The organism is Vibrio sp. SNU_ST1, from assembly GCF_030563405.1.
GTDB lineage: Bacteria > Pseudomonadota > Gammaproteobacteria > Enterobacterales > Vibrionaceae > Vibrio.
Genome location: NZ_CP130748.1, coordinates 2008328 through 2032105, shown reverse-complemented (window position 1 = coordinate 2032105; position 23778 = coordinate 2008328). Strand labels below are relative to the sequence as shown.

15 protein-coding genes and 4 tRNA genes are annotated in these 23778 nt (G+C 44.1%); 11 read left to right on the top strand and 8 right to left on the bottom strand.

Features of this window, described 5'->3' with window-relative positions; translation table 11 throughout:
* The first annotated feature begins 3 nt into the window (after positions 1-3).
* The 9 genes from uvrC (at position 4) to nspC (ending at position 9786) form a co-directional block, all read left to right on the top strand.
* A complete protein-coding gene (uvrC, locus tag Q5H80_RS08775) occupies positions 4-1836 on the top strand; it encodes an excinuclease ABC subunit UvrC (protein ID WP_304564485.1) in 1833 nt (610 codons plus the stop codon).
* Between the two features lie 46 nt (positions 1837-1882).
* A complete protein-coding gene (pgsA, locus tag Q5H80_RS08770; RefSeq protein WP_304564484.1) occupies positions 1883-2440 on the top strand; it encodes a CDP-diacylglycerol--glycerol-3-phosphate 3-phosphatidyltransferase in 558 nt (185 codons plus the stop codon).
* A gap of 266 nt (positions 2441-2706) precedes the next feature.
* A tRNA-Cys gene (locus Q5H80_RS08765) sits at positions 2707-2780 on the top strand.
* Between the two features lie 32 nt (positions 2781-2812).
* Positions 2813-2888 (top strand) — tRNA-Gly (locus Q5H80_RS08760).
* A gap of 80 nt (positions 2889-2968) precedes the next feature.
* Positions 2969-3055 (top strand) — tRNA-Leu (locus tag Q5H80_RS08755).
* Positions 3056-3091: 36 nt separating this feature from the next.
* Positions 3092-3167: transfer RNA gene (locus Q5H80_RS08750), tRNA-Gly, on the top strand.
* 1085 nt (positions 3168-4252) lie between these two features.
* On the top strand, positions 4253-7204 hold the full coding sequence (locus Q5H80_RS08745; RefSeq protein WP_304564483.1) for a pyridoxal phosphate-dependent class III aminotransferase: 2952 nt from the start codon (positions 4253-4255) through the stop codon (positions 7202-7204).
* A gap of 8 nt (positions 7205-7212) precedes the next feature.
* Positions 7213-8463 carry a carboxynorspermidine synthase gene (locus tag Q5H80_RS08740; RefSeq protein ID WP_004733354.1) on the top strand — a complete coding sequence of 417 codons (1251 nt, stop codon included), beginning with the start codon at positions 7213-7215 and terminating at the stop codon, positions 8461-8463.
* A gap of 189 nt (positions 8464-8652) precedes the next feature.
* Entirely contained in the window at positions 8653-9786 is a 1134-nt protein-coding gene (gene nspC, locus Q5H80_RS08735; protein ID WP_304564482.1) for a carboxynorspermidine decarboxylase, read from the top strand.
* Positions 9787-9853: 67 nt separating this feature from the next.
* Here the strand turns inward: nspC and Q5H80_RS08730 are convergent, their stop codons facing one another.
* The 4 genes from Q5H80_RS08730 to Q5H80_RS08715 form a co-directional block, all read right to left on the bottom strand.
* Positions 9854-10396 (bottom strand): DUF1566 domain-containing protein, encoded by a 543-nt coding sequence (locus Q5H80_RS08730; RefSeq protein WP_304564481.1) that lies wholly within the window; start codon positions 10394-10396, stop codon positions 9854-9856.
* Positions 10396-12015, bottom strand: coding sequence for a DUF1566 domain-containing protein (locus tag Q5H80_RS08725; RefSeq protein WP_304564480.1), 1620 nt, complete (start codon positions 12013-12015; stop codon positions 10396-10398). The genes Q5H80_RS08730 and Q5H80_RS08725 overlap by 1 nt, the downstream gene beginning before the upstream one ends.
* Before the next feature lie 191 nt (positions 12016-12206).
* Positions 12207-12719 (bottom strand): glycine cleavage system protein R, encoded by a 513-nt coding sequence (locus tag Q5H80_RS08720; protein ID WP_009848853.1) that lies wholly within the window; start codon positions 12717-12719, stop codon positions 12207-12209.
* Positions 12720-12970: 251 nt separating this feature from the next.
* Positions 12971-13879, bottom strand: coding sequence for a DUF3943 domain-containing protein (locus tag Q5H80_RS08715; protein WP_304564479.1), 909 nt, complete (start codon positions 13877-13879; stop codon positions 12971-12973).
* A 214-nt stretch (positions 13880-14093) separates the two neighbouring features.
* On the opposite strand from Q5H80_RS08715, the gene Q5H80_RS08710 reads away from it, so the two are divergent.
* A complete protein-coding gene (locus Q5H80_RS08710; protein WP_304564478.1) occupies positions 14094-15329 on the top strand; it encodes a CinA family nicotinamide mononucleotide deamidase-related protein in 1236 nt (411 codons plus the stop codon).
* Positions 15330-15589: 260 nt separating this feature from the next.
* Here Q5H80_RS08710 and yfaE read toward each other — a convergent pair whose 3' ends face one another.
* The 4 genes from yfaE to ubiG all read right to left on the bottom strand — a co-directional run bounded on the left by yfaE (position 15590) and on the right by ubiG (position 20639).
* A complete protein-coding gene (yfaE, locus tag Q5H80_RS08705) occupies positions 15590-15868 on the bottom strand; it encodes a class I ribonucleotide reductase maintenance protein YfaE (protein ID WP_304564477.1) in 279 nt (92 codons plus the stop codon).
* On the bottom strand, positions 15868-17001 hold the full coding sequence (nrdB, locus tag Q5H80_RS08700) for a class Ia ribonucleoside-diphosphate reductase subunit beta (protein ID WP_304564476.1): 1134 nt from the start codon (positions 16999-17001) through the stop codon (positions 15868-15870). The genes yfaE and nrdB overlap by 1 nt, the downstream gene beginning before the upstream one ends.
* Positions 17002-17105: 104 nt before the next feature.
* Complete coding sequence (nrdA, locus tag Q5H80_RS08695) at positions 17106-19388, bottom strand: class 1a ribonucleoside-diphosphate reductase subunit alpha (RefSeq protein WP_304564475.1); 2283 nt, start codon at positions 19386-19388, stop codon at positions 17106-17108.
* 504 nt (positions 19389-19892) lie between these two features.
* Positions 19893-20639, bottom strand: coding sequence for a bifunctional 2-polyprenyl-6-hydroxyphenol methylase/3-demethylubiquinol 3-O-methyltransferase UbiG (gene ubiG, locus Q5H80_RS08690; RefSeq protein WP_304564474.1), 747 nt, complete (start codon positions 20637-20639; stop codon positions 19893-19895).
* 258 nt (positions 20640-20897) lie between these two features.
* Here ubiG and gyrA point away from each other — a divergent pair, with 258 nt between their 5' ends.
* Complete coding sequence (gene gyrA, locus Q5H80_RS08685) at positions 20898-23570, top strand: DNA topoisomerase (ATP-hydrolyzing) subunit A (protein ID WP_304564473.1); 2673 nt, start codon at positions 20898-20900, stop codon at positions 23568-23570.
* The last annotated feature ends 208 nt before the right edge of the window (positions 23571-23778 follow it).

Here is a 23778-nt window from a genome sequence, read left to right as displayed (position 1 = left end):
ATAGTGACTAACTTGTTTGACTCAGTCTCATTCCTCAAGACAGTAACAGAGCAGCCCGGCGTTTATCGAATGTATAACGCCGAGGCTGTTGTTATTTACGTCGGTAAAGCTAAGAACCTCAAAAAACGCCTTTCCAGTTATTTCCGTAAAAAAGTCGACAGTGAAAAAACACGCGCTTTAGTCAGCAATATTGACAAGATCGATGTCACTGTAACGCACACGGAAACAGAAGCGCTCATCCTTGAGCATAACTACATCAAGCAGTACTTGCCTAAATACAACGTACTTTTGCGTGATGATAAGTCGTACCCTTATATTTTTATTAGTGGTCACAAGCACCCTCGTTTGTCGATGCATCGTGGTGCTAAGAAGAAAAAGGGCGAATACTTTGGTCCTTACCCTGATTCCGGCGCTGTGCGTGAGACGCTACACTTAATCCAAAAGATTTTCCCTGCCCGCCAGTGTGAAGATACCGTTTATGCCAACAGAACGCGCCCGTGTTTGATGTATCAGATTGGTCGTTGTGCTGCGCCATGTGTCAGCTCAATCATCTCTGATGAAGAGTACAGTGAGCTTATCGACTATGTTCGTCTATTCCTGCAAGGGAAAGATAAGTTGGTGCTAGAGACGCTCATCGAGAAGATGGACACGGCCAGCCGAGAGCTTCGCTTTGAACAAGCTGCTGCTTTCCGCGATCAAATCCAAGCGATTCGACGTGTGCAAGAACAACAGTATGTATCTGACGACTCTATGGAAGATATGGATGTGTTGGGCTTTGCTCAAGAGAATGGCGTGGCGTGTATTCATATCTTGATGATCCGCCAAGGCAAAGTCTTAGGTAGCCGAAGCCACTTTCCTAAGATTCCAAACAATACGGTACGCGAAGAGGTCTTTTCGAGCTTTTTAAGCCAATACTATCTTGCGCATAATGAAGCGAGAACCATCCCAACGCGTTTAATTCTTAATGCTGATTTGATGGAAGATATCACACCGATTCAAGAAGCCTTGTGTGAAGTTGCGGGTCGTAAGATCCACTTCCATGCCAATCCTTCTGGAACTCGAGGTCGCTATCTTAAATTGTCGAATACCAATGCGTTGACGGCTATTACCACCAAGATTAATCACAAAATGACGATCAATCAGCGCTTTAAAGAGCTTCAAGAAGTGCTGTCGATGGATGCTATCAAGCGCATGGAATGTTTCGATATCAGTCATACCATGGGTGAAAGTACGATTGCGTCTTGTGTGGTGTTCAATCAAGAAGGGCCGGTTAAGCCGGAATATCGTCGTTACAACATTACTGGTATTACCGGTGGTGATGACTACGCGGCCATGGCTCAGGCTCTTGAGAGGCGTTACTCGAAGCAACTTGATGTCGATAAGATCCCAGACATCATTTTTATCGACGGTGGTAAAGGTCAACTTAACCGCGCTCATGAGATTATCTCCCAATATTGGGATGATTGGTCGTTTCGACCTCGAATGATGGGTATAGCCAAAGGGGTTACGCGTAAACCGGGTTTAGAAACCTTGGTTACTCTTGAGGGGGAGGAATTTAACTTACCGAGCGATGCACCAGCGTTACATCTTATCCAGCATATCCGCGATGAAAGTCATAATCACGCGATAGCTGGGCATCGCGCAAAACGTGGTAAAACTCGCCGAACTAGTGCTTTGGAAGGAATCGAAGGGGTAGGACCGAAACGTCGTCAATCTTTGTTGAAATATATGGGTGGCTTACAAGAACTTAAGCGTGCAACTGTCGAAGAAATAGCCAAAGTGCCGGGCATTAGTCATTCTTTGGCAGAAAACATTTATCAAGCATTGAAACAATAGTAAAAATCCCGCACCATTAAAGCGCAATTAATAAGAGCCCAATAATATGCGTTTGAATATACCTAACATTTTGTCCTTACTGAGACTATTTTTGATCCCAGTATTTGTTGTTGTCTTTTACCTACCTTATCAATGGGCTCCTTTTGCTTCTGCGATGGTATTTTGGGTAGCAGGCTTTACTGACTGGCTAGATGGCATGCTGGCTCGTAAGCTCGGACAAACGTCTCGCTTTGGTGCCTTTATTGACCCTGTGGCGGATAAAGTGCTCGTTGCTACGGCTCTTATCCTGATCACTGAGCATTACCATTCGATTTGGATAACAATCCCAGCAGTGACCATGATTGCTCGTGAGATTATCATTTCAGCGCTTCGTGAATGGATGGCTGAAATCGGTAAACGCGCAAGTGTTGCGGTGTCTTGGGTTGGTAAAGTAAAAACCGTTTCTCAAATGTTTGCTCTTTGGGTACTTATCTGGCGATACGACGACTGGATGGTTTGGGTAGGTTATATTGCGCTCTATGTTGCCACCGTTCTTACTTATTGGTCTATGGCGCAGTACTTGATGGCCGCCAAAGATGATTTGTTAGACGAAAAACACCATTAATGAAGAAGCGAGCTGAGGCTCGCTTTTTTGATCTTTAACCTACGGTTAAGTTATCAATAGTGGATATCTAATGTGATATTGATCTCTTTTGGATAACCTACTCACAGTGTGTTTTGCACATTAAGTCAGCTATTTGGCCTCTTTCGTATGAAATCTATTCAAACGAATTAAAAATACAAAAATAATATTGACTCAATCGTCTGAATCCGTAGAATGCATCCCGTACCCAAGAGGATGGCAGTGTGCGATTCGGTTGGAGTTACTAAGGCGCCTTGGCAGAGTGGCTATGCAGCGGATTGCAAATCCGTGGACCTCGGTTCGACTCCGGGAGGCGCCTCCATTATCTCTTTTTTTTAGAAGAGTAATGAAAATGCGATACTAGCTCAGTTGGTAGAGCGCAACCTTGCCAAGGTTGAGGTCATCGGTTCGAACCCGATGTATCGCTCCAAATTTTGTAATGTTGATTGGCGTCAGCATTAAGATGGTGTTTTACTTTTCAGTAATCGGCATCGCAATAAAGAATTGCGTGCCCTGGTGGTGGAATTGGTAGACACAAGGGATTTAAAATCCCTCGGCGTTCGCGCTGTGCCGGTTCAAGTCCGGCCCGGGGCACCATCTATTGAAGTCTACGTCTTAACGGATGTAGCAAATGCGATACTAGCTCAGTTGGTAGAGCGCAACCTTGCCAAGGTTGAGGTCATCGGTTCGAACCCGATGTATCGCTCCAAATTAAAAGCCCGAACAGAAATGTTCGGGCTTTTTGGTTTCTGGTGTTTAGCTTTTACGTGTAATACCAATCACAGTAAGTAAGTGATCAAACATAGCGTAGGAAAAAAGCTTGAGAACAAGGCTGCTCTTCTCGATAAGAAGTTTCGATAAGTAGTTATTCTACAATCAAAAATTCTAACGAAGTTATCGAGGTTTTTAACAAGCTAGGGTGACCAGTTATTTACTACGATTGGTATAAGTACTCTTCTTGTTCGAACCTTCACTCAAAATTTCGCAAGCAAGTTAGTTTTTAAAAGCGAGATTCCTTATGAGCTCGTTCCTTGTGCTATGGAATGACGGAAAGAGGCGATGACCTCAAAATATCTCTAGCAACGTTTATAACCCCACATCGCCCTCGTATTAGGGAATGGCATAGGGGGGAGCGGTAAGCAGCATTATAGTCACCGTACTAGCATTTGTATGTTCAAGTCGCCATCCTCGGGCATGAGGAACGAGTGAACCAGGGGTTTTTAAAGGCAAGATTGATGATTATTACAGCAATTGCTCAATCATTGCTCTTATTTCTTAAGTCATTATTAAAAACTATTGATCGTTCATTTCACTTTATGTTATTTTTCGAACAATCTCGGAATTGCCGATGCTCAAAAAGAGCCGTGATTGCTTCTGGGGGATACGCGTAGTGACCATTCTTGCTGATTGGGACATTACGTAGGGTAGGTATCAGCTAGCCTTTAGCTGATAGACGGGATACTTATGGCGCAATTCGCCATGCTAATGGGAAACCCAACATTGAACACACTAATAACAACATTGCTAATCAGCTCTGCATTTCCAAAAGGGCCAGTTCTTCATAGCTGTCCGATACTGCATAAATGTCCAATTCTTCAAAACAGTAGCATTACTGAACCTTGAGCTCACGCTAACTAATTTCTGCTGTCCTAAGACGGCCTAATTTCGTATTCGTCATTTGACTTATGCGAGCGTACAGCTATATCTCATTTCTAGACAATACGCGTGTTTCACTATGAACTCTCTCCAAATTTAAAGAGGGCTGGTGGGTAATTGCGTGTGATGGAGGTGAGTATGAACACATTCAAGGGGACTTTTATGACTACCGCCTTTGAAGTCGATATCAATACTATCGCAAATTCATTTTCAACTATGGTTCCTATCTTAGAGGGAACGCACGACCTAACACCTGACGCTATTTTGCTAGAGCAAGAACAGCATGAGTCGGATGTTCGTTCTTATCCAAGACGCCTGCCTATTGCTATTAAACGAGCATGTGGCGCTTTAGTTGAAGATACTCGTGGCCAACTCTTTCTCGATTGCTTAGCCGGTGCAGGTACACTTTCTCTGGGTTACAACCACCCTGAGATTAACCAAGCACTTAAAGACCAACTCGATTCAGGTTTGCCATACCAGACTCTTGATATCACGACTCAAGCAAAAGAGACCTTTATCAAGCGAGTTAAAGCTTTTCTTCCTCAAGACTTTTCAACGAACTCGGTTCTTCAATTCTGTGGCCCATCTGGCGCTGATGCTGTGGAAGCGGCTATCAAGCTAGCCAAGCAAACTACAGGTCGTAACACCATGTTTGCTTTCCGTGGTGCTTACCATGGCATGACTAACGGCACTATGGGCATGATGGGTAACCTTGGCACTAAAGAACGTCGTAGCGGCTTAATGTCTGACGTACATTTCATGCCTTTCCCATACAACCTTCGTTGCCCGTTTGGCATTGGTGGTGAGGCGGGTGCTAACGCAAGCATTCGTTACATCGAGCGTATTTTGAATGACGACGAATCTGGCATCATGAAACCTGCCGCGATGATCGTTGAGCCAGTACAAGGTGAGGGCGGTGTGATTCCAGCTCCAGCATCTTGGCTACAAGGTCTACGTCGCATCTGTGATGAGCATGGCATCCTACTGATCTTTGATGAAATTCAGTGTGGTGTGGGTAAAACCGGCCATCGCTTTGCGTTTGAAGAATCAGGTGTTAATCCAGATATTTTGTGCTTGTCTAAAGCGATTGGTGGCGGACTGCCAATGTCGTTGCTTGTGTTCGATAAGAGCATTGATACTTGGAAAGCGGGTGAGCACACCGGCACATTCCGTGGTAATCAGTTGGCAATGGTATCTGGCGCTAAGGCGTTGGAAATCATCGAACGTGATGGTTTGGTTGAGCACGCGAACATCGCAGGCCAATATTTACGTCATGGGCTTGAGAAGATTCAATCTCGCGTGAACTGTATTGCTGAAGTTCGTGGTAAAGGCCTGATGCTTGGCGCTGAGATCAAGCAACCAAATGGTGAGCTTAACAAGTTTGGCGAACCACAATCAGACGGCGAGTTAACTCTAGCGATTCAACGAGCAGCACTAGAGCGTGGCTTGATGGTCGAAAAGGGTGGCCGTGATGGTTCGGTTATTCGCTTCCTTCCACCAATGATTATCTCTTTTGAGCAGATCGACTTTGCACTCCGCGTGATGGAAGAAGCCATCATCGCTGCTGGTGGTGGTTCACAACAAGACCAAGCTTCAAGTGAGCAAACAAACCAAGAATGGAACAAGCATTTCATCCAGACGGGTTTAGGCGGTAGTAACGAATTTGCTAACGTGATGAATCAAACTACTCAAGCGATGAAAGCTGTTTTTGAACAGGTTGAAACCCCTTATTCGGGTTTAGAACCAAAAGTGCTAGAAGCAGCTATCAATGCTGTCGACCTCGATAACAACCAACACGCTTTGGTTGATGTTGTGGATAGCACGGCTGACTTAGTGGCAGCTAACTCTATCTTTGTGCAACACCCAGATTGTATTGCACACCTTCACACGCCTCCTCTTATGGCTTCGGTAGCTGCGGAATCCATTATCGCGGCGTTGAATCAATCAATGGATTCATGGGATCAAGCATCGGCTGCGACTTATGTTGAGCAGCGCGTCGTGGATTGGATGTGTGACAAATACCAACTTGGCGCACAAGCTGACGGCGTTTTCACCAGTGGTGGCACGCAAAGTAACCTAATGGGTTTATTGCTTGCGAGAGACTGGGTTGCCGATAAGTACAATGGTCACTCAATTCAAAAGCTTGGCTTGCCAGAATACGCGAGCAAGCTGCGTATCTTATGTTCAAAGAAATCTCACTTCACGGTTCAAAAGTCTGCATCTCTGCTCGGGTTGGGTGAAGCTGCAGTGTGCTGTGTTGAAACCAATGAAAATGGCACTATCAAGCCTGACTTGCTAGATGCAGAAGTAAAAGCACTTAAAGCTCAAGGGTTGATTCCTTTTGCTGTTGTCGGTACTGCGGGTACAACCGATCACGGTGCTATTGATGACCTTGAAGTGATTGCTGACATCGCAAACCAACAAGACCTTTGGTTCCATGTCGACAGTGCTTATGGCGGCGCTCTTATTTTAAGCAGCCACAAAGCTCGTTTGAAAGGTATCGAAAAAGCGGACTCAGTGAGTGTCGACTTCCACAAGTTGTTCTTCCAAACCATCAGTTGTGGTGCTGTGCTTCTGAAAGACAAAGCGAACTTTAAGTACTTACTGCATCACGCAGATTACTTGAATCGCGAGCACGATGAGCTGCCAAATCTAGTCGATAAGTCTATCGCGACCACCAAGCGTTTCGATGCACTGAAAGTCTTCATGACGATGCAAAGCGTTGGGCCAAAGCAACTGGGTGATATGTACGACCATCTTCTAGAGCAAACGCTAGAAGTGGCAGACCTTATTCAAAACCAAGCTGACTTAGAGCTACTCGCGGAGCCTTCACTATCAACAGTGCTGTTTCGTTCGGTGCCTAGCAATGGGCAATCAGAAGACAGCGCTACGGATTTGGACAAACTGAATCAAACGTTAAGACTGGAAGCGCTGACTCGTGGTGTTGCAGTTCTTGGCGAAACAGTCGTCGACGGTAAAAGCGCGCTGAAATTTACTATCTTAAATCCGTGCTTAACGACATCAGATTTCAATTCTCTAATTAACAAAATTCAAACTCTAGCCACTGAGCTAGCAGAACAACAAGGGTAATTAATACTATGGCTATTCTACAAATTGGTGCAGGCGGCGTTGGTTGGGTTGTTGCACATAAAGCAGCACAAAATAACGAAGTTCTGGGTGATATCACAATCGCTTCTCGTACAATTGCGAAATGTGAAAAAATCATCGAATCTATCAAGGGCAAAAACAACCTTAAAGATTCAACTAAGAAACTAGAAGCACGCTCAGTAGACGCTGACGATGTTGATGCGCTTGTTGCTTTGATTAAAGAAGTTAAGCCGGATCTAGTGATCAACGCTGGTCCTCCTTGGGTAAACATGGCGATCATGGAAGCGTGTTACCAATCGAAAGTCTCTTACCTAGATACATCGGTAGCGGTTGATCTATGTTCTGAAGGCCAACAAGTACCACAAGCTTATGATTGGCAGTGGGGCTACCGTGAGAAGTTCGCTGAAGCGGGCATCACAGGTATTCTTGGTGCTGGTTTCGATCCTGGTGTGGTATCAATCTTTGCTGCGTACGCCGTTAAGCACTTATTCGATGAGATTGACTCAATTGATGTAATGGACGTGAATGCCGGCGACCACGGCAAGAAGTTTGCGACAAACTTTGACCCAGAAACCAACATGCTTGAGATCCAAGGCGATTCTTTCTACTGGGAAAATGAAGAGTGGAAACAAGTACCTTGTCACTCTCGTATGCTTGAGTTTGAATTCCCGAACTGTGGTTCTCACAAAGTTTACTCAATGGCGCACGATGAAGTTCGTTCAATGAAAGAGTTCATCCCAGCTAAGCGTATCGAATTTTGGATGGGCTTTGGTGATGCATACCTGAACTACTTCAATTGCATGCGTGATATCGGCCTTCTAAGCCCAGATCCGCTAACATTGCACGATGGCACTGTGGTTCAGCCTCTACATGTTCTTAAAGCACTATTACCAGATCCAACCTCTTTAGCTCCAGGTTACACAGGTTTAACGTGTATCGGTACTTGGGTTCAAGGTAAGAAAGACGGTAAAGAGCGCAGCGTATTTATCTACAATAACGCAGACCACGAAGTGGCTTACGAAGACGTAGAGCACCAAGCGATTTCTTACACAACCGGTGTACCAGCGATTACTGCTGCACTTCAGTTCTTCCGTGGTGAATGGGCTGATAAAGGCGTATTCAACATGGAACAGCTAAACCCAGACCCGTTCCTAGCAACGATGCCTGAGATCGGTCTAGATTGGCACGTTCAAGAGCTAGAGCCGACAGCCGGTTTACCTCTGATCCATACTTTGAAGTAATTCTGGCTCTTTGCCCTCGTTGCGTTGTCCATCGTGCTCATTTACATTTGTAAACTCCGTGCGATGTCCTAGCTACAAGGGCAAAGTTCTGCGAATGACAAGAACGTATAATTACAAGCCGATGCATCAGCGTCGGCTTTGTTCGATTATCATGTGCCTTCGTGAACTCGAGGGCCGCAAGGTATTAACATGCAAAACAACGAACTAAAAACGCCTTATTTCATGATCAACGAAGAGAAGTTGATTGCGAATTTAGAGATAGCCAAGCAGCTGAAAGAGATTTCAGGTGTGAAGTTGGTATTGGCACTCAAGTGTTTCTCTACATGGGGTGTGTTTGACATCATCAAACCTTACCTCGATGGCACGACCAGCTCTGGTCCATACGAAGTAAAACTTGGCCACGAAACCTTTGGTGGTGAAACGCATGCTTACAGTGTGGGTTACAGCGAAGATGACGTGAGAGAAGTTGCTGATATCTGCGACAAGATGATCTTCAATTCACAAAGCCAGTTCGCGGCGTACCGACATATCGTTGAAGGTAAGGCTTCGCTGGGTTTGCGTTTAAACCCAGGCGTGAGCTATGCAGGGCAAGACTTAGCAAACCCTGCGCGTCAGTACTCTCGTTTGGGTGTGCAAGCTGATCACATCAAGCCTGAGATCTTCGATGAGATCAATGGTGTGATGTTCCACATGAACTGTGAGAACAAAGACGTCGATGCATTTATCGGCCTGCTTGATTCAATTTCAGAACAGTTTGGTGAGCACTTAGATAAGTTGGACTGGGTGAGCATGGGCGGTGGTGTGTTCTTCACATGGCCGGGCTATGACATCGAGAAACTGGGCCTTGCGCTAAAAGCCTTCTCTGAAAAGCACGGCGTGCAGATGTACCTTGAACCGGGTGAAGCCATCATTACTAAGACGACTGACTTAGTTGTGACTGTGGTTGATATCGTAGAGAACGTGAAGAAAACGGCAATTGTCGATTCGGCAACCGAAGCTCATCGCCTTGACACGCTTATCTACAACGAGCCTGCATCGGTATTGGAAGCGTCTGAACACGGAAGTCATGACTACGTGATTGGTTCGTGTTCATGTCTGGCGGGCGATCAATTCTGCGAAGCGAGCTTTGACGAGCCGCTGAAGATTGGCCAAAAGCTGCACCTATTGGATAGTGCAGGTTATACCATGGTGAAACTGAACTGGTTCAATGGGCTAAAGATGCCATCGATTTATTGCGAGCGCAGCAATGGCGAAATTCAAAAACTGAATGAATTTGGCTATGAAGACTTCAAGCGTTCTCTGTCACAATGGTCAGTTCAATAACTGAGTCATCGCTTCAGAATAATAAAAAGAGCAGCCAATGAGCTGCTCTTTTTGTTTTCCTTTAAAACTAGTTAAATGGCTTAACTAATCTAATCAGAGGAGAAGGGGGGTTACTTGGATCTATAATCGTTTCCAGAGCCTCTTCGAAATCAATGATCAAACCATCATAGGCAGTGTTAATTTTGTGTGCGTCTGGGGTGTTCGTCCAGTAAGGCTCATTGGTTGTCGTAGGGAAATGTGTAAGGTTAATGGCCGGTTTAGTGCAGCGATACTCAACGATTGAACTGAGTTCTTTGATATTTGGCAAGCGAAAGCCCGTTTGACTAGCAATCGTCGTCAGGCTTGTATCTTTAGTTGCATTGAGTGCATCTTGCCAGCTTTTGTACTTAAGCGCTGTTCCATCACACGTACCTTTTACCGAGCTGTAGCTCTCACCTAAGTTGCATTTAGACCAAAGTAAATTAGTGGTAACGTCCAATAATGTGCCATCTTTACGGTCAATAAACTGCCCATCTTTAATAGAAGCTGGCTGTGTCGTTACACACGTTTGTGCCAATACGTTACCGCACAGTAAGGCGGTCAGAGCCCCTAAGCATATATGGAATTTCATTAATCTAAGCCTCCGCTCACAGCGACAATACCCGCAGAGCTAAAAATGTTTTTATTGCAAAGCTTTAGTTCACCCGTTGTCGTATCAACGCATCGCACGCTACCATTTTGTTTTACTGAGCTTGTTTTTGTAAAAATCTTGCTACCTAGGTTAGGGAAGAAGTCCACGCCATTTGATGGCTTGCTGCCCACATTGAAGTTAATGAATGAACGTGCCTCAATAGGAGAGGGCAGACGCCAATCGGTAATACCACAGATGGCATAACTGTTTAGGGCATTAATATAGCTACTGGTATTACAATAGCGGTTGCCTGACTTGTCATTGGGATAAGCGCATTGAGAAGATATTGGTCCTTCATTGTACAGGAGGTCGTTAGGCGCCCCTGCATAACCGCCATTGGTGGTTGCATCGGAGTCATACCAAGTGTAGGTGTATGAAGCACTTCGCCAAGAGCTTGATTCCGCTCCCCAAAGGTAAGGGTTTGCGTTGGCATCTAGCTTGTGTTTTTTCACCCAATCTTCGATGGCGCTTGTCGTAGGCAGAGCTTTAGCGGCTTGTTTGTTTTCAATATACAAACCTGTGCGTTCATCTTTTACACAACGCCAGCTAGAGGCTGATGAACTTACTGGATTAGCATTCGCATCAATCTTGGTGTAGCGGAATCCATATGCACCATCAGAGTGTTCGCTTCCATCCGTTTTATCTAAACCAAAATCGGCATCTTGATTCGGGTGTGTTGCTGGTGGAGTGACGCTGTCGTAAGCTGTGCCATCGAAATAGGTAACATAACCAGTATCGTTGAAGCTTTTCTGTCCGGGTATATAGAACGCAAGCGAGTTTTTCTTAGCATCGATAGCCGCGTTTCCTGCGCTAGCGATAGTGTAGATGACGGATTCTCCGCCTTCATTGAAGCTGTCAGCAATCGCAGAAAACTTGATGCTTGTTGAAAGGGTTTCAGCGGGTATCTTGATACTTGAACCAGCGATATCAACGCTAAAGTCTTTAGCGGTGGCGATGCCCGTTTGAGCGAGAGTCAGCGTAACGTCTTTAGAGGTGTAGTGGCTTAGTTCCACTTTTTGAATAATGCTGTCGCCCTCTACAACGGTACTTAACCCTTTGTTAAATCTTACCGTGGGCTGAACATCACTATCATTGATGGTGATTGTAGTTTGTTTGTTAGACAGTGTGTAATTTTCACTGTTGTTAATGCTAATGGTGTAGTGAAAGGTCTTGTTCCCTTCGTATAGATTATTATGGATAAGGTTTAGTGGAAGAACTGCACTGGTTGCACCTGCCGAAACTTTGACGTTTTGAGCAGAGATAGCGTCGTAGTTTTTGAACATACCAGTAGAGCGTGTCGTGATATCACTAGTAGTGATAGCTAGACTGATCTCTTGACTTAAGGCTTTGGAAAAAGAAACGGTAATTGACTCTGTCTTCGACCCTGATTGTGGTTCAGAAAACGAAACACTTTTAGGGATGCTAACGCTAATCTTGGATGATGAAGCAGACGTTGTTTTACTATTATTTTCATGACCGCTTTTACAGCCACTGAATAGCGTTATGAGAAGGATTACTGAGATGGTATTGAGCTGCCAACTCGACCTATTTCTTTCCATGTTTTAACCTAAGCCACTAAATTGTATAAGATAATATATGGTAACAAAAATATTATACGAATGCCTGAATTCATATGGTTAAGTTATGTATTTCGGGTGTTTTTATATGGTTTTTTGTAAGTTATGTAAGAGAGGGGCTTTCTGGAGGGGATCCTCCCAATGATGAATTTATCATCAGGAGGCTAAGATTATTAACTCTCAATCATCACTCGAGTATCTTCACTGAGCGTTTCTAATTCATTTACGACATCATCAATCAAGACTTCAATTGGCAACTTCACGGCGATCTTGGAAGTAAATAGGCTTGAGCTAACACCACCGCCCCCAGCGATAAACACTCGGTGGCAATCCATATCTAGAATGCTAATCCCTTGTCTGTCTAGTACATGTGTCACTTCGTTGACGATGCCTGCTCGGTCGTTAGAGTCGAGTCGTAAGTGATGTATTGTGTCTTGTGCGTTGTGAGTGTGGTCTGAATCAACAAACTGCACGATCAAGTCAGCATTGGCACTGAAAGCATCCTTAACAATTGATTCGTTGATGGCAGGAAGTTGAATCTTTAATACGCCTGCAACTTGATCTTCAATAAAGTTAACTTTACTGATGAGCCATTTTCCGTCGTTTTCGTGAGTAACCGCAGCAAGTTGCTTGATTGTTGCTGGTGATGCTTGTCCGATAAAGTTTACGATAAATGTACTGTTCATATCAGCCCCCAAAGTCTCAATTGTTCGTTGCTAATTAAATATTTGATATCACGCGATAAAGTTCTTTAATTTCAGTGTAGAAGGTTACATCGAACAATGTTTGACCTGTGTCAATTTTTGAAACTAAGCTGTGATGCAAAAAAAGAGAATGAAGAGTAGGGCACAAAAAAGCGGCTAGAGAGCCGCTTTTAGAAGAGTTATCGCTTTTATTTGAAATGCAGCAACTTAGAGTTCAAAGACTGGAAGCCGATTTAAAACGTTACTTTAAAGTTCATACCAACAAACTGAGAGTCGTATGTTGCCCCTGCATCGTAGGCGAATCGGGCTGCGTCTTTGTTATCCCACCAAGGGTTAGTATTTAGATTAACTTCTGCGTCACCACCCCATGCATCACTTACCCAGTAGTGGATATGGCCAACAGGGTTGAGGAAGAATAACGAAACATCACCCATGGTTTGAGAGCCCATCACTTCGCCACCTGAAGCAACAATGTCTTGCTCTGCTTCTAGCATCATTTCACCGACAACAGCCCCAAAGAATGGTGTAATAAAGATATCTTGCCATGACGGTACTTCAGCAAACGCTTCTACGCCGTATTCCCAGAAAAATGTCGACATTGTCCAAGAGTATAAGAAAGACTCAAACTCGTCATAACCAGCATGTCGAGCTGCGGTGTAGTAAACACCACCGAAATACGGATGCATTACGTAGTTTAGGAAGTGTTCATCACGGTCCCATACAGGGCCTTCAGAAACATTATCTTTCCATTTTTTACCGAGTGAGCTGATATCACGTTGGTCATCATCCCACTTAGTGATACTTTCAGGTAATAGAGTCATTAGACCTACTGTAGCGACACTTAAGCCAAGAATGGTGTAAGTTTGACCCATTAGGTAATCCCAATCTTTCTCTTGACTAACCAACAGATATTCTGGCTGTTGGGTTGAGAGGTCGTACTCTTCACTCGATTCGCTTAGTGAGTAATTGTTACTAGGCTTATAGGTGTACAAGCTTTCATTAACACAGTAATCTTGAGCACATTCATCCGAATAAGAAAGGTTGATTGGCTGGTCGAAGTCGTATTGGCTTGCAACCGAGTTAACTGACATTAGCATTGAAAATGCAGCAGTAACCTTCGTTAGTAACGGTGATTTGGCCACAAGGGTCTCCATGAGAAGTTAATAATTGATCCGAGTCACAATTATCTATTAAATGCTTAGTTTAGGGAACTAATAATTTATTGCTTTTCCTAAGAAAACCTTAGATTTTGCATTAGTAATATTTGTGAAAAGGTGAATGACTCAAACTCAACCTCAACCTTAGACTAGTTTGTAAATAATGCCGTGTCTTTTAATGGCCACAAGGGATATAAATATGACGAAAATCGCAATGTTAAGCACTGGTGAAGAAGTTCTTCATGGGGACATTGTCGACACAAATGCAGCTTGGATGTCTGCTGAGTTTTATCAGCACGGCTTTGCTTTGGCTAAACGTTCAACTGTGGGCGACCAAATGAACGCTCTGGTCGAAGAACTGCTGATGCTGAGCTTCAACTATGATGTGGTTATCGTCAATGGTGGTTTGGGGCCGACAACTGATGATATGAGTGCGGCTGCTGCGGCTGCGGCCTCAGATCAAAAGCTTGCTATGTTCCCTGAGTGGTTGACTCGTATGGAAGAGATGTTCTCTGGACGCGGCATGCCGATGCCTGACAGTAACCTTAAGCAAGCTTTATTACCCGCGAGTTCAGAGATTGTTGATAATCCTGTGGGTACGGCTTGCGGCTTCAAGCTGAAAATCAACGATGCGACTTTCTATTTCACTCCAGGTGTACCGAGTGAATTCAAACGTATGGTTACGTTTGAGATTCTTCCTGACTTGTCGCGTACCTATCCTCAAGTGGTTGCCTCTGAATGCAGTCGATTGTTTACGTTTGGTTTGTCTGAATCGGGTATCTCGGATGTGTTAGACCAGCTTAAGCTTCCAGCAGGCTATGAACTTGGCTACCGCTCTTATCTGCCTTTTATTGAGGTCAAACTGTTTGGTCCTAAGGCAGACTTAGAAACTCGCGTTAAGCTTCTGCAAATGGTTTACAAGCTGCTAGAGAGTAATGTCGTGAGCGTTGATGAGCCAATGATTGACCATATTGGACACATCATGGCGGAAAAAAAGAAGACGTTATCTGTATCTGAAGTGTCGACCAAAGGCGCCCTGTCAGCGTGGCTGCAATTGAATGAGCAGGTTGAAGACTGCTTTGGGCATTCATGGGTCATGGCTGAGCCAAAAGAGAGCGAACTTGAAAAGAGTGATCCATTAGCCGCAACCTTTGCACTGGCTGGCGCTACAAGAGAGAAGTGCGGTACAGAACTGGCTTTGGTTACTGGTAAGATAGAAGGCAACACATTTAGCGTCGCATTGTCGACTGAAGCAGGAGAGTGGGGACAGGTGCTTGAGTTTTATCGTCAGTACTCACGCGAAGACCAACGCAACGTGATTAAGACCGTTGCCGCCGATATGCTGAGAAGGCATCTAGACAACAAACCGATGTTTGGTACTTACTCTTCAGTTAAGCGATTGAAAGATATGTTTATTCCTAAAGCGGTATTATAGAACCAAGTCAACGCTATAAAGTCCAAGTTAAAGCTATAAAGCCCAAGTTAAAGCTATAAAGCTATAAAGCTATATATGTAATAAATCATATACATCAATAAAGCCGAGTTGGTGCAATAAGCGAGTTATCTTATTGAGCCAACATGAAATACAAAAAGGGCCTGATAATGAAGATTATCGGGCCCTTAAATTTTTAAGCTTTTCTGTTAACGATTCAACATTGTACTAATCGCGCTAAGTATAAGATCTAAGTACAAGTATTAAGCACTTTTTTGCTTATTTCTATGAATAACGTTACTCAGCGATAGTTCAGTTTTTGCTTTACAGATACAAGGTAATATTTCATTGCCTTGCGTGTAAGCCATAGCAAAACCAACGTACTCGACTTCACCAGAATCCAATATACAGCGGCAAGCGCCACAGTGGCCATCTCGGCAGTTGTATTCTGGCTCTAACCCGGCTTGTTCCATTGTTTCCAATAGAGTATTTGAAGGGTTAGATTCAATAGAAGTCAGCTTGTTGATTTTGATTGTTGGCATTACAGCTCAAACCCTTCAAAGTCGTCAGCATTTACTTCGTTGTCGATTTGGCCAACTAGGTAAGAACTGATTTCAGCTTCTTGTGGAGCAACTTGAACATTATCTGAAGACAACCAAGCGTTGATCCATGGAATTGGGTTCGACGTTGCTTCTGGGTAAGCCGTACCTAGACCAACAGCCTGCATACGGATGTTAGTAATGTACTCAACGTATTGGCATAGAATATCTTTGTTTAGACCAATCATAGAGCCATCTTTGAATAGGTATTCTGCCCACTCTTTTTCTTGCTCAGCCGCTTCTTTGAATAGGTCGAAACACTCTTGCTTACACTCTTCAGCGATCTGCATGAATTCGAAGTCATCTTGGCCATTACGTAGCAAGTTGATCATGTGCTGTGTACCAGTAAGGTGAAGTGCTTCATCACGAGCGATTAGCTTGATGATCTTCGCATTACCTTCCATTAGCTCACGCTCAGCGAATGCGAATGAACATGCAAAACTCACGTAGAAACGAATCGCTTCCAGTGCGTTTACAGACATTAGACATACGTAAAGCTTTTTCTTCAGGTCATGAAGTGAAATCTTAACGTCTTCGCCGTTGATGTTGTGGTTGCCTTCACCGTAGCGGTGGTAGTCAGCCGTTAGCTTGATTAGATCATCGTAGTAAAATGCGATGTCTTTAGCGCGCTTCAGGATCTCTTCGTTTTCAACAATATCGTCGAATACTACGCCTGGATCATTTACGATGTTACGGATGATGTGCGTGTAAGAACGAGAGTGAATCGTTTCAGAGAATGACCATGTCTCAATCCAAGTTTCAACTTCTGGTAGTGATACCAATGGAAGTAGGGCAACGTTAGGGCTGCGGCCTTGGATAGAATCTAGAAGCGTTTGGTACTTCAAGTTAGAGATGAAGATGTGCTTTTCATGCTCAGGAAGCTTGTTGTAGTCGATACGGTCGCTAGACACGTCGACTTCTTCTGGACGCCAGAAGAAAGAAAGCTGCTTCTCGATAAGCTTTTCAAAGATTTCAAATTTTTGTTGGTCGTAACGTGCAACGTTTACCGACTGACCCAAGAACATCGGTTCTTTTAGTTGGTCATTTTTTTGTTGAGAAAAAGTACTGTAAGCCATAAATGCCTCAAATCTTTTAAAGACCCCGCAATAAAACGGACCCTGTTAATGCTTTAAACCCAGAGAAGATAGCTCTTCTCTGGGGTCTTAATATTTATTGCGGTTTAGATCTTACAACCGCCGCCTTCACAATCTTCTTCCGGCACCTGAACTGCATCGCCTTGGTCATCTTTAGCACCATCACGAGTGTTATGGTAGTAAAGGGTCTTAACACCATACTTGTACGCTGTCAGTAGGTCTTGAAGCAGCTTCTTCATTGGTACTTTACCGCTGTCGTAAACACTTGGATCATAGTTAGTGTTTGCAGAGATAGCTTGGTCAACGAATTTTTGCATGATACCCACTAAGTGCAAGTAACCATCGTTATTACCAATGTTCCAAAGTAGCTCGTAGTTCTCTTTAAGATTTAGGAAATCTGGAACAACTTGCTTCAGGATACCGTCTTTCGATGCTTTTACAGATACGTAACCACGTGGTGGCTCGATACCGTTAGTGGCGTTCGAGATTTGAGACGATGTCTCAGAAGGCATAAGCGCTGTTAGCGTCGAGTTACGCAGACCGTGCTCCATAATCTCTTCACGTAGAGAATCCCAATCGTAGTGCAGTGGCTCTTCACATACTAAGTCGATATCTTTTTTGTAAGTATCGATTGGCAGTAGACCTTTCGCGTAGTTGGTCTCGTGGAAAGATGGGCAACGACCTTGCTCTTTAGCTAGTTCAACAGACGCTTTTAGCAAGTGGTATTGAATCGCTTCAAAAGTACGGTGAGTCAGGCCATTTGCGCTGCCATCAGAGTACTTAACACCATTCTTCGCCAGGTAGTATGCGTAGTTGATAACACCCACACCTAGAGTACGACGGTTCATTGTCGACTTGTATGCCGCTGGAAGCGGGTAATCTTGGTAATCAAGAAGTGCGTCTAGAGCACGAACAACCAGCTCAGAAAGCTCTGCTAGGTCGTCAAGTTCATTGATTGCGCCAAGGTTGAATGCGGAAAGCGTACACAGTGCAATTTCGCCTTCGTCGTCTTCTACATTAGAAAGCGGCTTAGTTGGTAGCGCGATTTCTAGACATAGGTTCGATTGACGAACAGGGGCAACTTCAGAATCAAACGGGCTGTGTGTATTACAGTGGTCAACGTTCTGAATGTAGATACGACCAGTAGAAGCACGCTCTTGCATTAGCAGAGAGAATAGCTCAACAGCTTTTACTGTTTCACGCTTCACTGATGGGTCGTTTTCGTACTTAACGTACAGCTCTTCAAAACGGTCTTGGTTTTCGAAGAACGCATCGTAAAGGCCAGGTACGTCAGAAGGTGAGAACAGGCTGATGTTGCCACCTTGAACAAGACGAGAGTACATAAGCTTGTTCAGCTGCACACCGTAGTCCATATGACGAACACGGTTCTCTTCAACACCACGGTTGTTTTTCAGTACTAATAGAGACTGAACTTCACCGTGCCATAGTGGGTAGAACACGGTTGCTGCACCGCCACGAACACCACCTTGAGAACAACATTTCACTGCTGTTTGGAAGTATTTGTAGAAAGGGATACAGCCAGTGTGGAACGCTTCACCACCACGAATTTCAGAACCAAGCGCACGGATACGACCTGCGTTGATACCAATACCAGCACGCTGAGATACGTAACGAACAATAGAGCTTGCTGTTGCGTTGATAGAGTCAAGGCTGTCACCACACTCAATCAGTACACATGAACTGAATTGACGAGTAGGCGTACGTACACCAGACATAATTGGTGTAGGTAGAGAAATCTTAAACGTAGACGAGGCGTCGTAAAAACGTTTGATGTAATCCAGACGAGTTGATTTCGGGTATTTACCGAATAAACAAGCAGCAACTAGAATGTAAAGGAACTGAGCACTCTCGTAGATTTCTTTTGTTACACGGTTTTGCACGAAGTATTTACCTTCAAGCTGCTTGACCGCTGCATAAGAGAAGTCTAAGTCACGCTTGTGGTCGATATACGCGTCAAGCTCGTCAAACTCAGCTTTCGTGTAGTCTTCCATTAGGTGGCTATCGTATTTACCCATATCAACCAGTTTTGCAACGTGGTCATATAGAGCCGGTGGCTCGTACTCGCCGTACGCTTTTTTACGTAGATGGAATACTGACAGACGTGCTGCTAGATATTGGTAATCAGGAGTCTCTTCAGAGATTAAATCCGCTGCTGATTTGATGATTGTCTCATGGATGTCAGTCGTGGTGATGCCATCGTAAAACTGAATGTGAGCTTTCAATTCTACTTGTGATACAGAAACATTGTGCAAGCCTTCAGCTGCCCATGTGATCACTCGATGGATTTTCTCTAAATCGATTGTTTCTTTGCGCCCGTTACGTTTGGTAACAGTAAGTTGTTGGTTCATTCTGCTTAATTTCCCTAACAAAACTGAACAAAGCCGTGTTTTTGTGTATTTCTGTGTAATTTTTGTAAATTACGTTTCGGCTTTGTGATCTTGGTCTACCCATACATTGTAGTTCAAACACAACATATAGGGGTCATTTGTTTGTTGGGTTACAAGATAGTGCTACAGCTTATATTTTTCAAGGTAAAGAAATGGGAGTGCTTGTGGATAAGTGGTGGATTGAAAAAAAACTGTAAGTGACCACTAACTGACGAGGTTCGATGTGACTTGATTGTATAAAAATAGCCTTTTAAGGTTGCTTTATTTTTGCGCACACATAAAAAAAAATCCCTTGATCTTTGAGCAAAATGGGCAATGGATTTTGGATGATTAAAATTAAATCTAGGTGGTCAAAATGGAAGCGAGCGCACGATATTTAGACTGAAAAGAGTCGCAAAGTTATGTTAATTACAACTCTTTTCAATCGTCTTTTTCTAAAAGGTTTGAAGGTGGGGATACTAATAGTTATTGGGCGAGATTTTGCGTGTGGACTATGTAGTTAACATTTACATTTGTGCCCAAACGGTAAGTATCCGTTAACGGGTTGTAGTGCAGTCCTGTAATCCCCAATTCTTGCAGCGGAGTGTTGTCTATCATCTTGATAAGTTCAGCTGGGCGAATGAACTTTTCGTGGTCGTGAGTACCTTCTGGAACAATCTTAAGTAGCTTTTCTGCACCTACTATAGCGAATAGGTAAGACTTAAAGTTGCGGTTCAATGTCGAAAAGAACACGTGGCCGCCCGGTTTAACTAGTTTTGAACAAGCCGAGATAACCGATTGTGGGTCAGGGACGTGTTCCAACATTTCCATGCACGTCACCACATCGTAAGTTTGTGGGTTTTGCTCAGCATGGTCTTCAATGGTGCTTTGAATGTAATCGAGCTTGGTGCCGGTTTCTAATGCATGCAGACGAGCGACTTCTAGCGGTTCTTTACCCATATCTAAACCAGTGACTAGCGCACCTTCAACGGCCATGCTCTCAGCCAAAATACCGCCGCCGCAGCCAACATCGAGGACTTTCTTGGCAAATAGGCCTTCGGTTTTCTCTAGCACGTAATTTAGGCGCAGTGGGTTGATTTGATGTAGTGGCTTAAACTCGCCTTCTAGATCCCACCAGCGCGACGCCATGTCTTCGAATTTTTTGATTTCTGCTGGGTCTACGTTCTGTGATTTAGTCATAATCGGCATTTCCAAGTTAAATAATGCATCCATGAAATTGCAGGCATTATAACTTGCCTTTTCCTGCTGACCAGAAGATCTACAATTTTGCTAGTTTATTGAGTGTAAAGTGACCATGTTTCAGCAAGATATGACGCTGAGGTGCAATTTCTCATCAATAGATTGGCTACAAGGGTCACAAGATGGTAAAAGGAGAGGGAAAGTGATGCCTCCGTAGGTAAATTTGTGTTATATTTTTCGGTCTTATACGTATTCAAAAATACGATCTGACTATAGAGGGAAAATGGCTCTATGAGCGATCTAGCGAAAGAGATCACGCCCGTAAATATTGAAGATGAGCTTAGAGGTTCATACCTAGACTACGCGATGTCCGTCATCGTTGGTCGTGCCCTTCCAGATGTGCGTGATGGCCTAAAACCAGTACACCGCCGCGTTTTGTTCGCGATGAATGTATTAGGTAATGATTGGAACAAAGCATATAAAAAGTCTGCTCGTGTAGTAGGCGATGTAATCGGTAAATATCACCCACACGGTGATAGTGCGGTATACGAGTCAATTGTTCGTATGGCTCAGCCGTTTTCATTACGCTATATGTTAGTCGATGGCCAAGGTAACTTTGGTTCGGTTGACGGCGATTCAGCTGCGGCAATGCGTTATACCGAAGTTCGTATGTCAAAAATAGCTGGTGAGCTATTAACAGATCTTGATAAAGATACGGTTGACTTCGTTCCTAACTATGATGGAACCGAGCAAATACCAGCAGTTTTACCAACAAAAATACCAAACCTATTGGTTAACGGTGCTTCTGGTATCGCAGTAGGTATGGCTACCAACATCCCGCCGCATAACTTAGGCGAAGTTGTTGATGGCTGTTTAGCATTTATCAATAATGAAGATATCACTATTGATGAGCTAATGGACTACATCCCGGGTCCAGACTTCCCGACAGCAGCATTAATCAGTGGCCGTAAGGGCATTGTCGATGCATATAAGACTGGCCGAGGCAAAGTCTACATGCGCTCGAGAGCTGAAATTGAAACGGAGAAGAACGGTAAAGAAACTATTATCGTTACTGAAATTCCGTATCAAGTGAACAAAGCTCGTCTGATCGAGAAGATTGCTGAACTTGTAAAAGACAAGAAAGTTGAAGGCATCAGTGCACTGCGTGACGAATCTGATAAAGATGGTATGCGTATTGTTATTGAATGTAAGCGTGATGCTGTCGGTGAAGTTGTACTAAACAATCTTTACTCACAAACTCAGCTGCAAACAACTTTCGGCATCAACATGGTTGCTCTGAACAACGGCCAACCACAACTTTTCAACATTAAAGATATGTTGAAGTGTTTTGTTGATCACCGTCGTGAAGTTGTGACACGTCGTACTATCTTCGAATTGAAGAAAGCGCGCGACCGTGCACATATCTTGGAAGCTCTATCTTTAGCGCTTGCAAACATTGATGAAATCATTGAACTGATCAAGAACGCACCAACACCAGCAGAAGCTAAAGTTGGTCTAGTATCTCGTGGTTGGGATCTTGGTAACGTTGCATCAATGCTTGAACGTGCTGGTACTGATGCAGCTCGTCCAGATTGGCTTGAAGACCAATACGGTATCCGTGATGGTCAATACTTCCTAACGGAAACTCAAGCGCAAGCTATTCTAGAACTTCGTCTTCACCGCCTAACTGGCCTTGAGCACGAGAAGATTCTAGACGAATACAAAGCACTTCTAGAAGAGATCGCTGAGCTAATGCATATCCTTGCAAGCACTGAGCGTTTGATGGAAGTGATCCGTGAAGAACTTGAAGCAGTACGTGATATCTATGGCGACGAACGTCGTACAGAAATCACAGCAGCGGTTCATGACATCGACATGGAAGAGCTAATCGCTCAAGAAGACGTGGTAGTAACGCTTTCTAACGCAGGTTACGTTAAGTACCAAATCCTAAGCGACTACGAAGCTCAGCGTCGTGGTGGTAAAGGTAAGAGTGCAACTAAGATGAAAGATGAGGATTACATTGAGCGTCTGCTTGTTGCTAATACTCACGATAACATCTTATGTTTCTCTACTCGTGGTAAGACGTACCGCCTGAAAGTTTACCAACTGCCTCAAGCAAGCCGCACCGCTCGTGGTAAGCCTATCGTTAACATTCTTCCTCTAGAAGAAGGTGAGCGTATTACGGCTATCCTGCCTGTTTCTGAATTCTCAAACGAGAAATTCATCTTCATGGCAACAGGCGACGGTACAGTTAAGAAGACATCACTGGATCAATTCGCAAATGTACGTGCTAACGGCCTAATCGCAGTTAACCTACGTGACGATGATTCACTGATTGGCGTTGATATTACTGATGGTAATAGCGACATCATGCTGTTCTCTAAATCGGGCAAAGTTGTTCGCTTTAACGAGGACAAAGTACGTCCAATGGGTCGTACTGCCTCTGGTGTTCGTGGTATGAAGCTCCCAGAAGACGATCAAGTGGTTTCACTGATTGTTCCTTCAAACGAAGGCGATATCCTAACTGTGACTCAAAACGGTTACGGTAAGCGTACTGAGCTGGCTGAATACCCAACGAAAGGCCGTGCAACGCAAGGTGTAGTATCTATCAAAGTCTCTGATCGTAATGGCCCAGTAGTTGGTGCTGTTCAGGTTGAAGAAGGCGATGAAATGATGATGATCACCGACGCAGGTACACTAGTACGTACTCGCGTAGCGGAAGTTAGCCAAGTTGGTCGTAACACTCAAGGTGTGACACTGATTCGTACTGCTGAAGACGAGAATGTTGTAGGTCTACAACGTATCGATGAAGTAGAAGAAGCTGAGATTGTTGAAGGCGAAGAAACTGAAGAAGTAAATGCTGAAACTATTGACGCAGAAGGAACAGTTGTTTCTGAATCAAGTGAAGAGCAAGCATCTGATGCTTCTGACTCTGAAAGTGATAGCGAGCAAGACACTGAGTAATCTCGATTACGCTAAGTAATTAAGCTTACCAATGAAAAAACCGAGCCCAAGTGCTCGGTTTTTTATTGCCTGTCATTTCACTCTTTTTCTCTTCTCTTCTCTTCTCTTCTCATTTGGCTTATGGCTTGGGTCTGAGCTCCAACTTTATTCCGTTGCTTTTATGCAAAAGTTTGATCACTAAATCTCGAACGCTAAACTTTGATCAATA

Coding starts and splice junctions, on each gene's coding strand:
- Q5H80_RS08725 (WP_304564480.1), bottom strand. CDS start 12,015: ATGGAAAGAAATAGGTCGAGTTGGCAGCTCAATACCATCTCAGTAATC.
- Q5H80_RS08730 (WP_304564481.1), bottom strand. CDS start 10,396: ATGAAATTCCATATATGCTTAGGGGCTCTGACCGCCTTACTGTGCGGT.
- Q5H80_RS08710 (WP_304564478.1), top strand. CDS start 14,094: ATGACGAAAATCGCAATGTTAAGCACTGGTGAAGAAGTTCTTCATGGG.
- ubiG (WP_304564474.1), bottom strand. CDS start 20,639: ATGGATGCATTATTTAACTTGGAAATGCCGATTATGACTAAATCACAG.
- nspC (WP_304564482.1), top strand. CDS start 8,653: ATGCAAAACAACGAACTAAAAACGCCTTATTTCATGATCAACGAAGAG.
- pgsA (WP_304564484.1), top strand. CDS start 1,883: ATGCGTTTGAATATACCTAACATTTTGTCCTTACTGAGACTATTTTTG.
- Q5H80_RS08740 (WP_004733354.1), top strand. CDS start 7,213: ATGGCTATTCTACAAATTGGTGCAGGCGGCGTTGGTTGGGTTGTTGCA.
- gyrA (WP_304564473.1), top strand. CDS start 20,898: ATGAGCGATCTAGCGAAAGAGATCACGCCCGTAAATATTGAAGATGAG.
- nrdA (WP_304564475.1), bottom strand. CDS start 19,388: ATGAACCAACAACTTACTGTTACCAAACGTAACGGGCGCAAAGAAACA.
- Q5H80_RS08720 (WP_009848853.1), bottom strand. CDS start 12,719: ATGAACAGTACATTTATCGTAAACTTTATCGGACAAGCATCACCAGCA.
- nrdB (WP_304564476.1), bottom strand. CDS start 17,001: ATGGCTTACAGTACTTTTTCTCAACAAAAAAATGACCAACTAAAAGAA.
- Q5H80_RS08745 (WP_304564483.1), top strand. CDS start 4,253: ATGAACACATTCAAGGGGACTTTTATGACTACCGCCTTTGAAGTCGAT.
- yfaE (WP_304564477.1), bottom strand. CDS start 15,868: ATGCCAACAATCAAAATCAACAAGCTGACTTCTATTGAATCTAACCCT.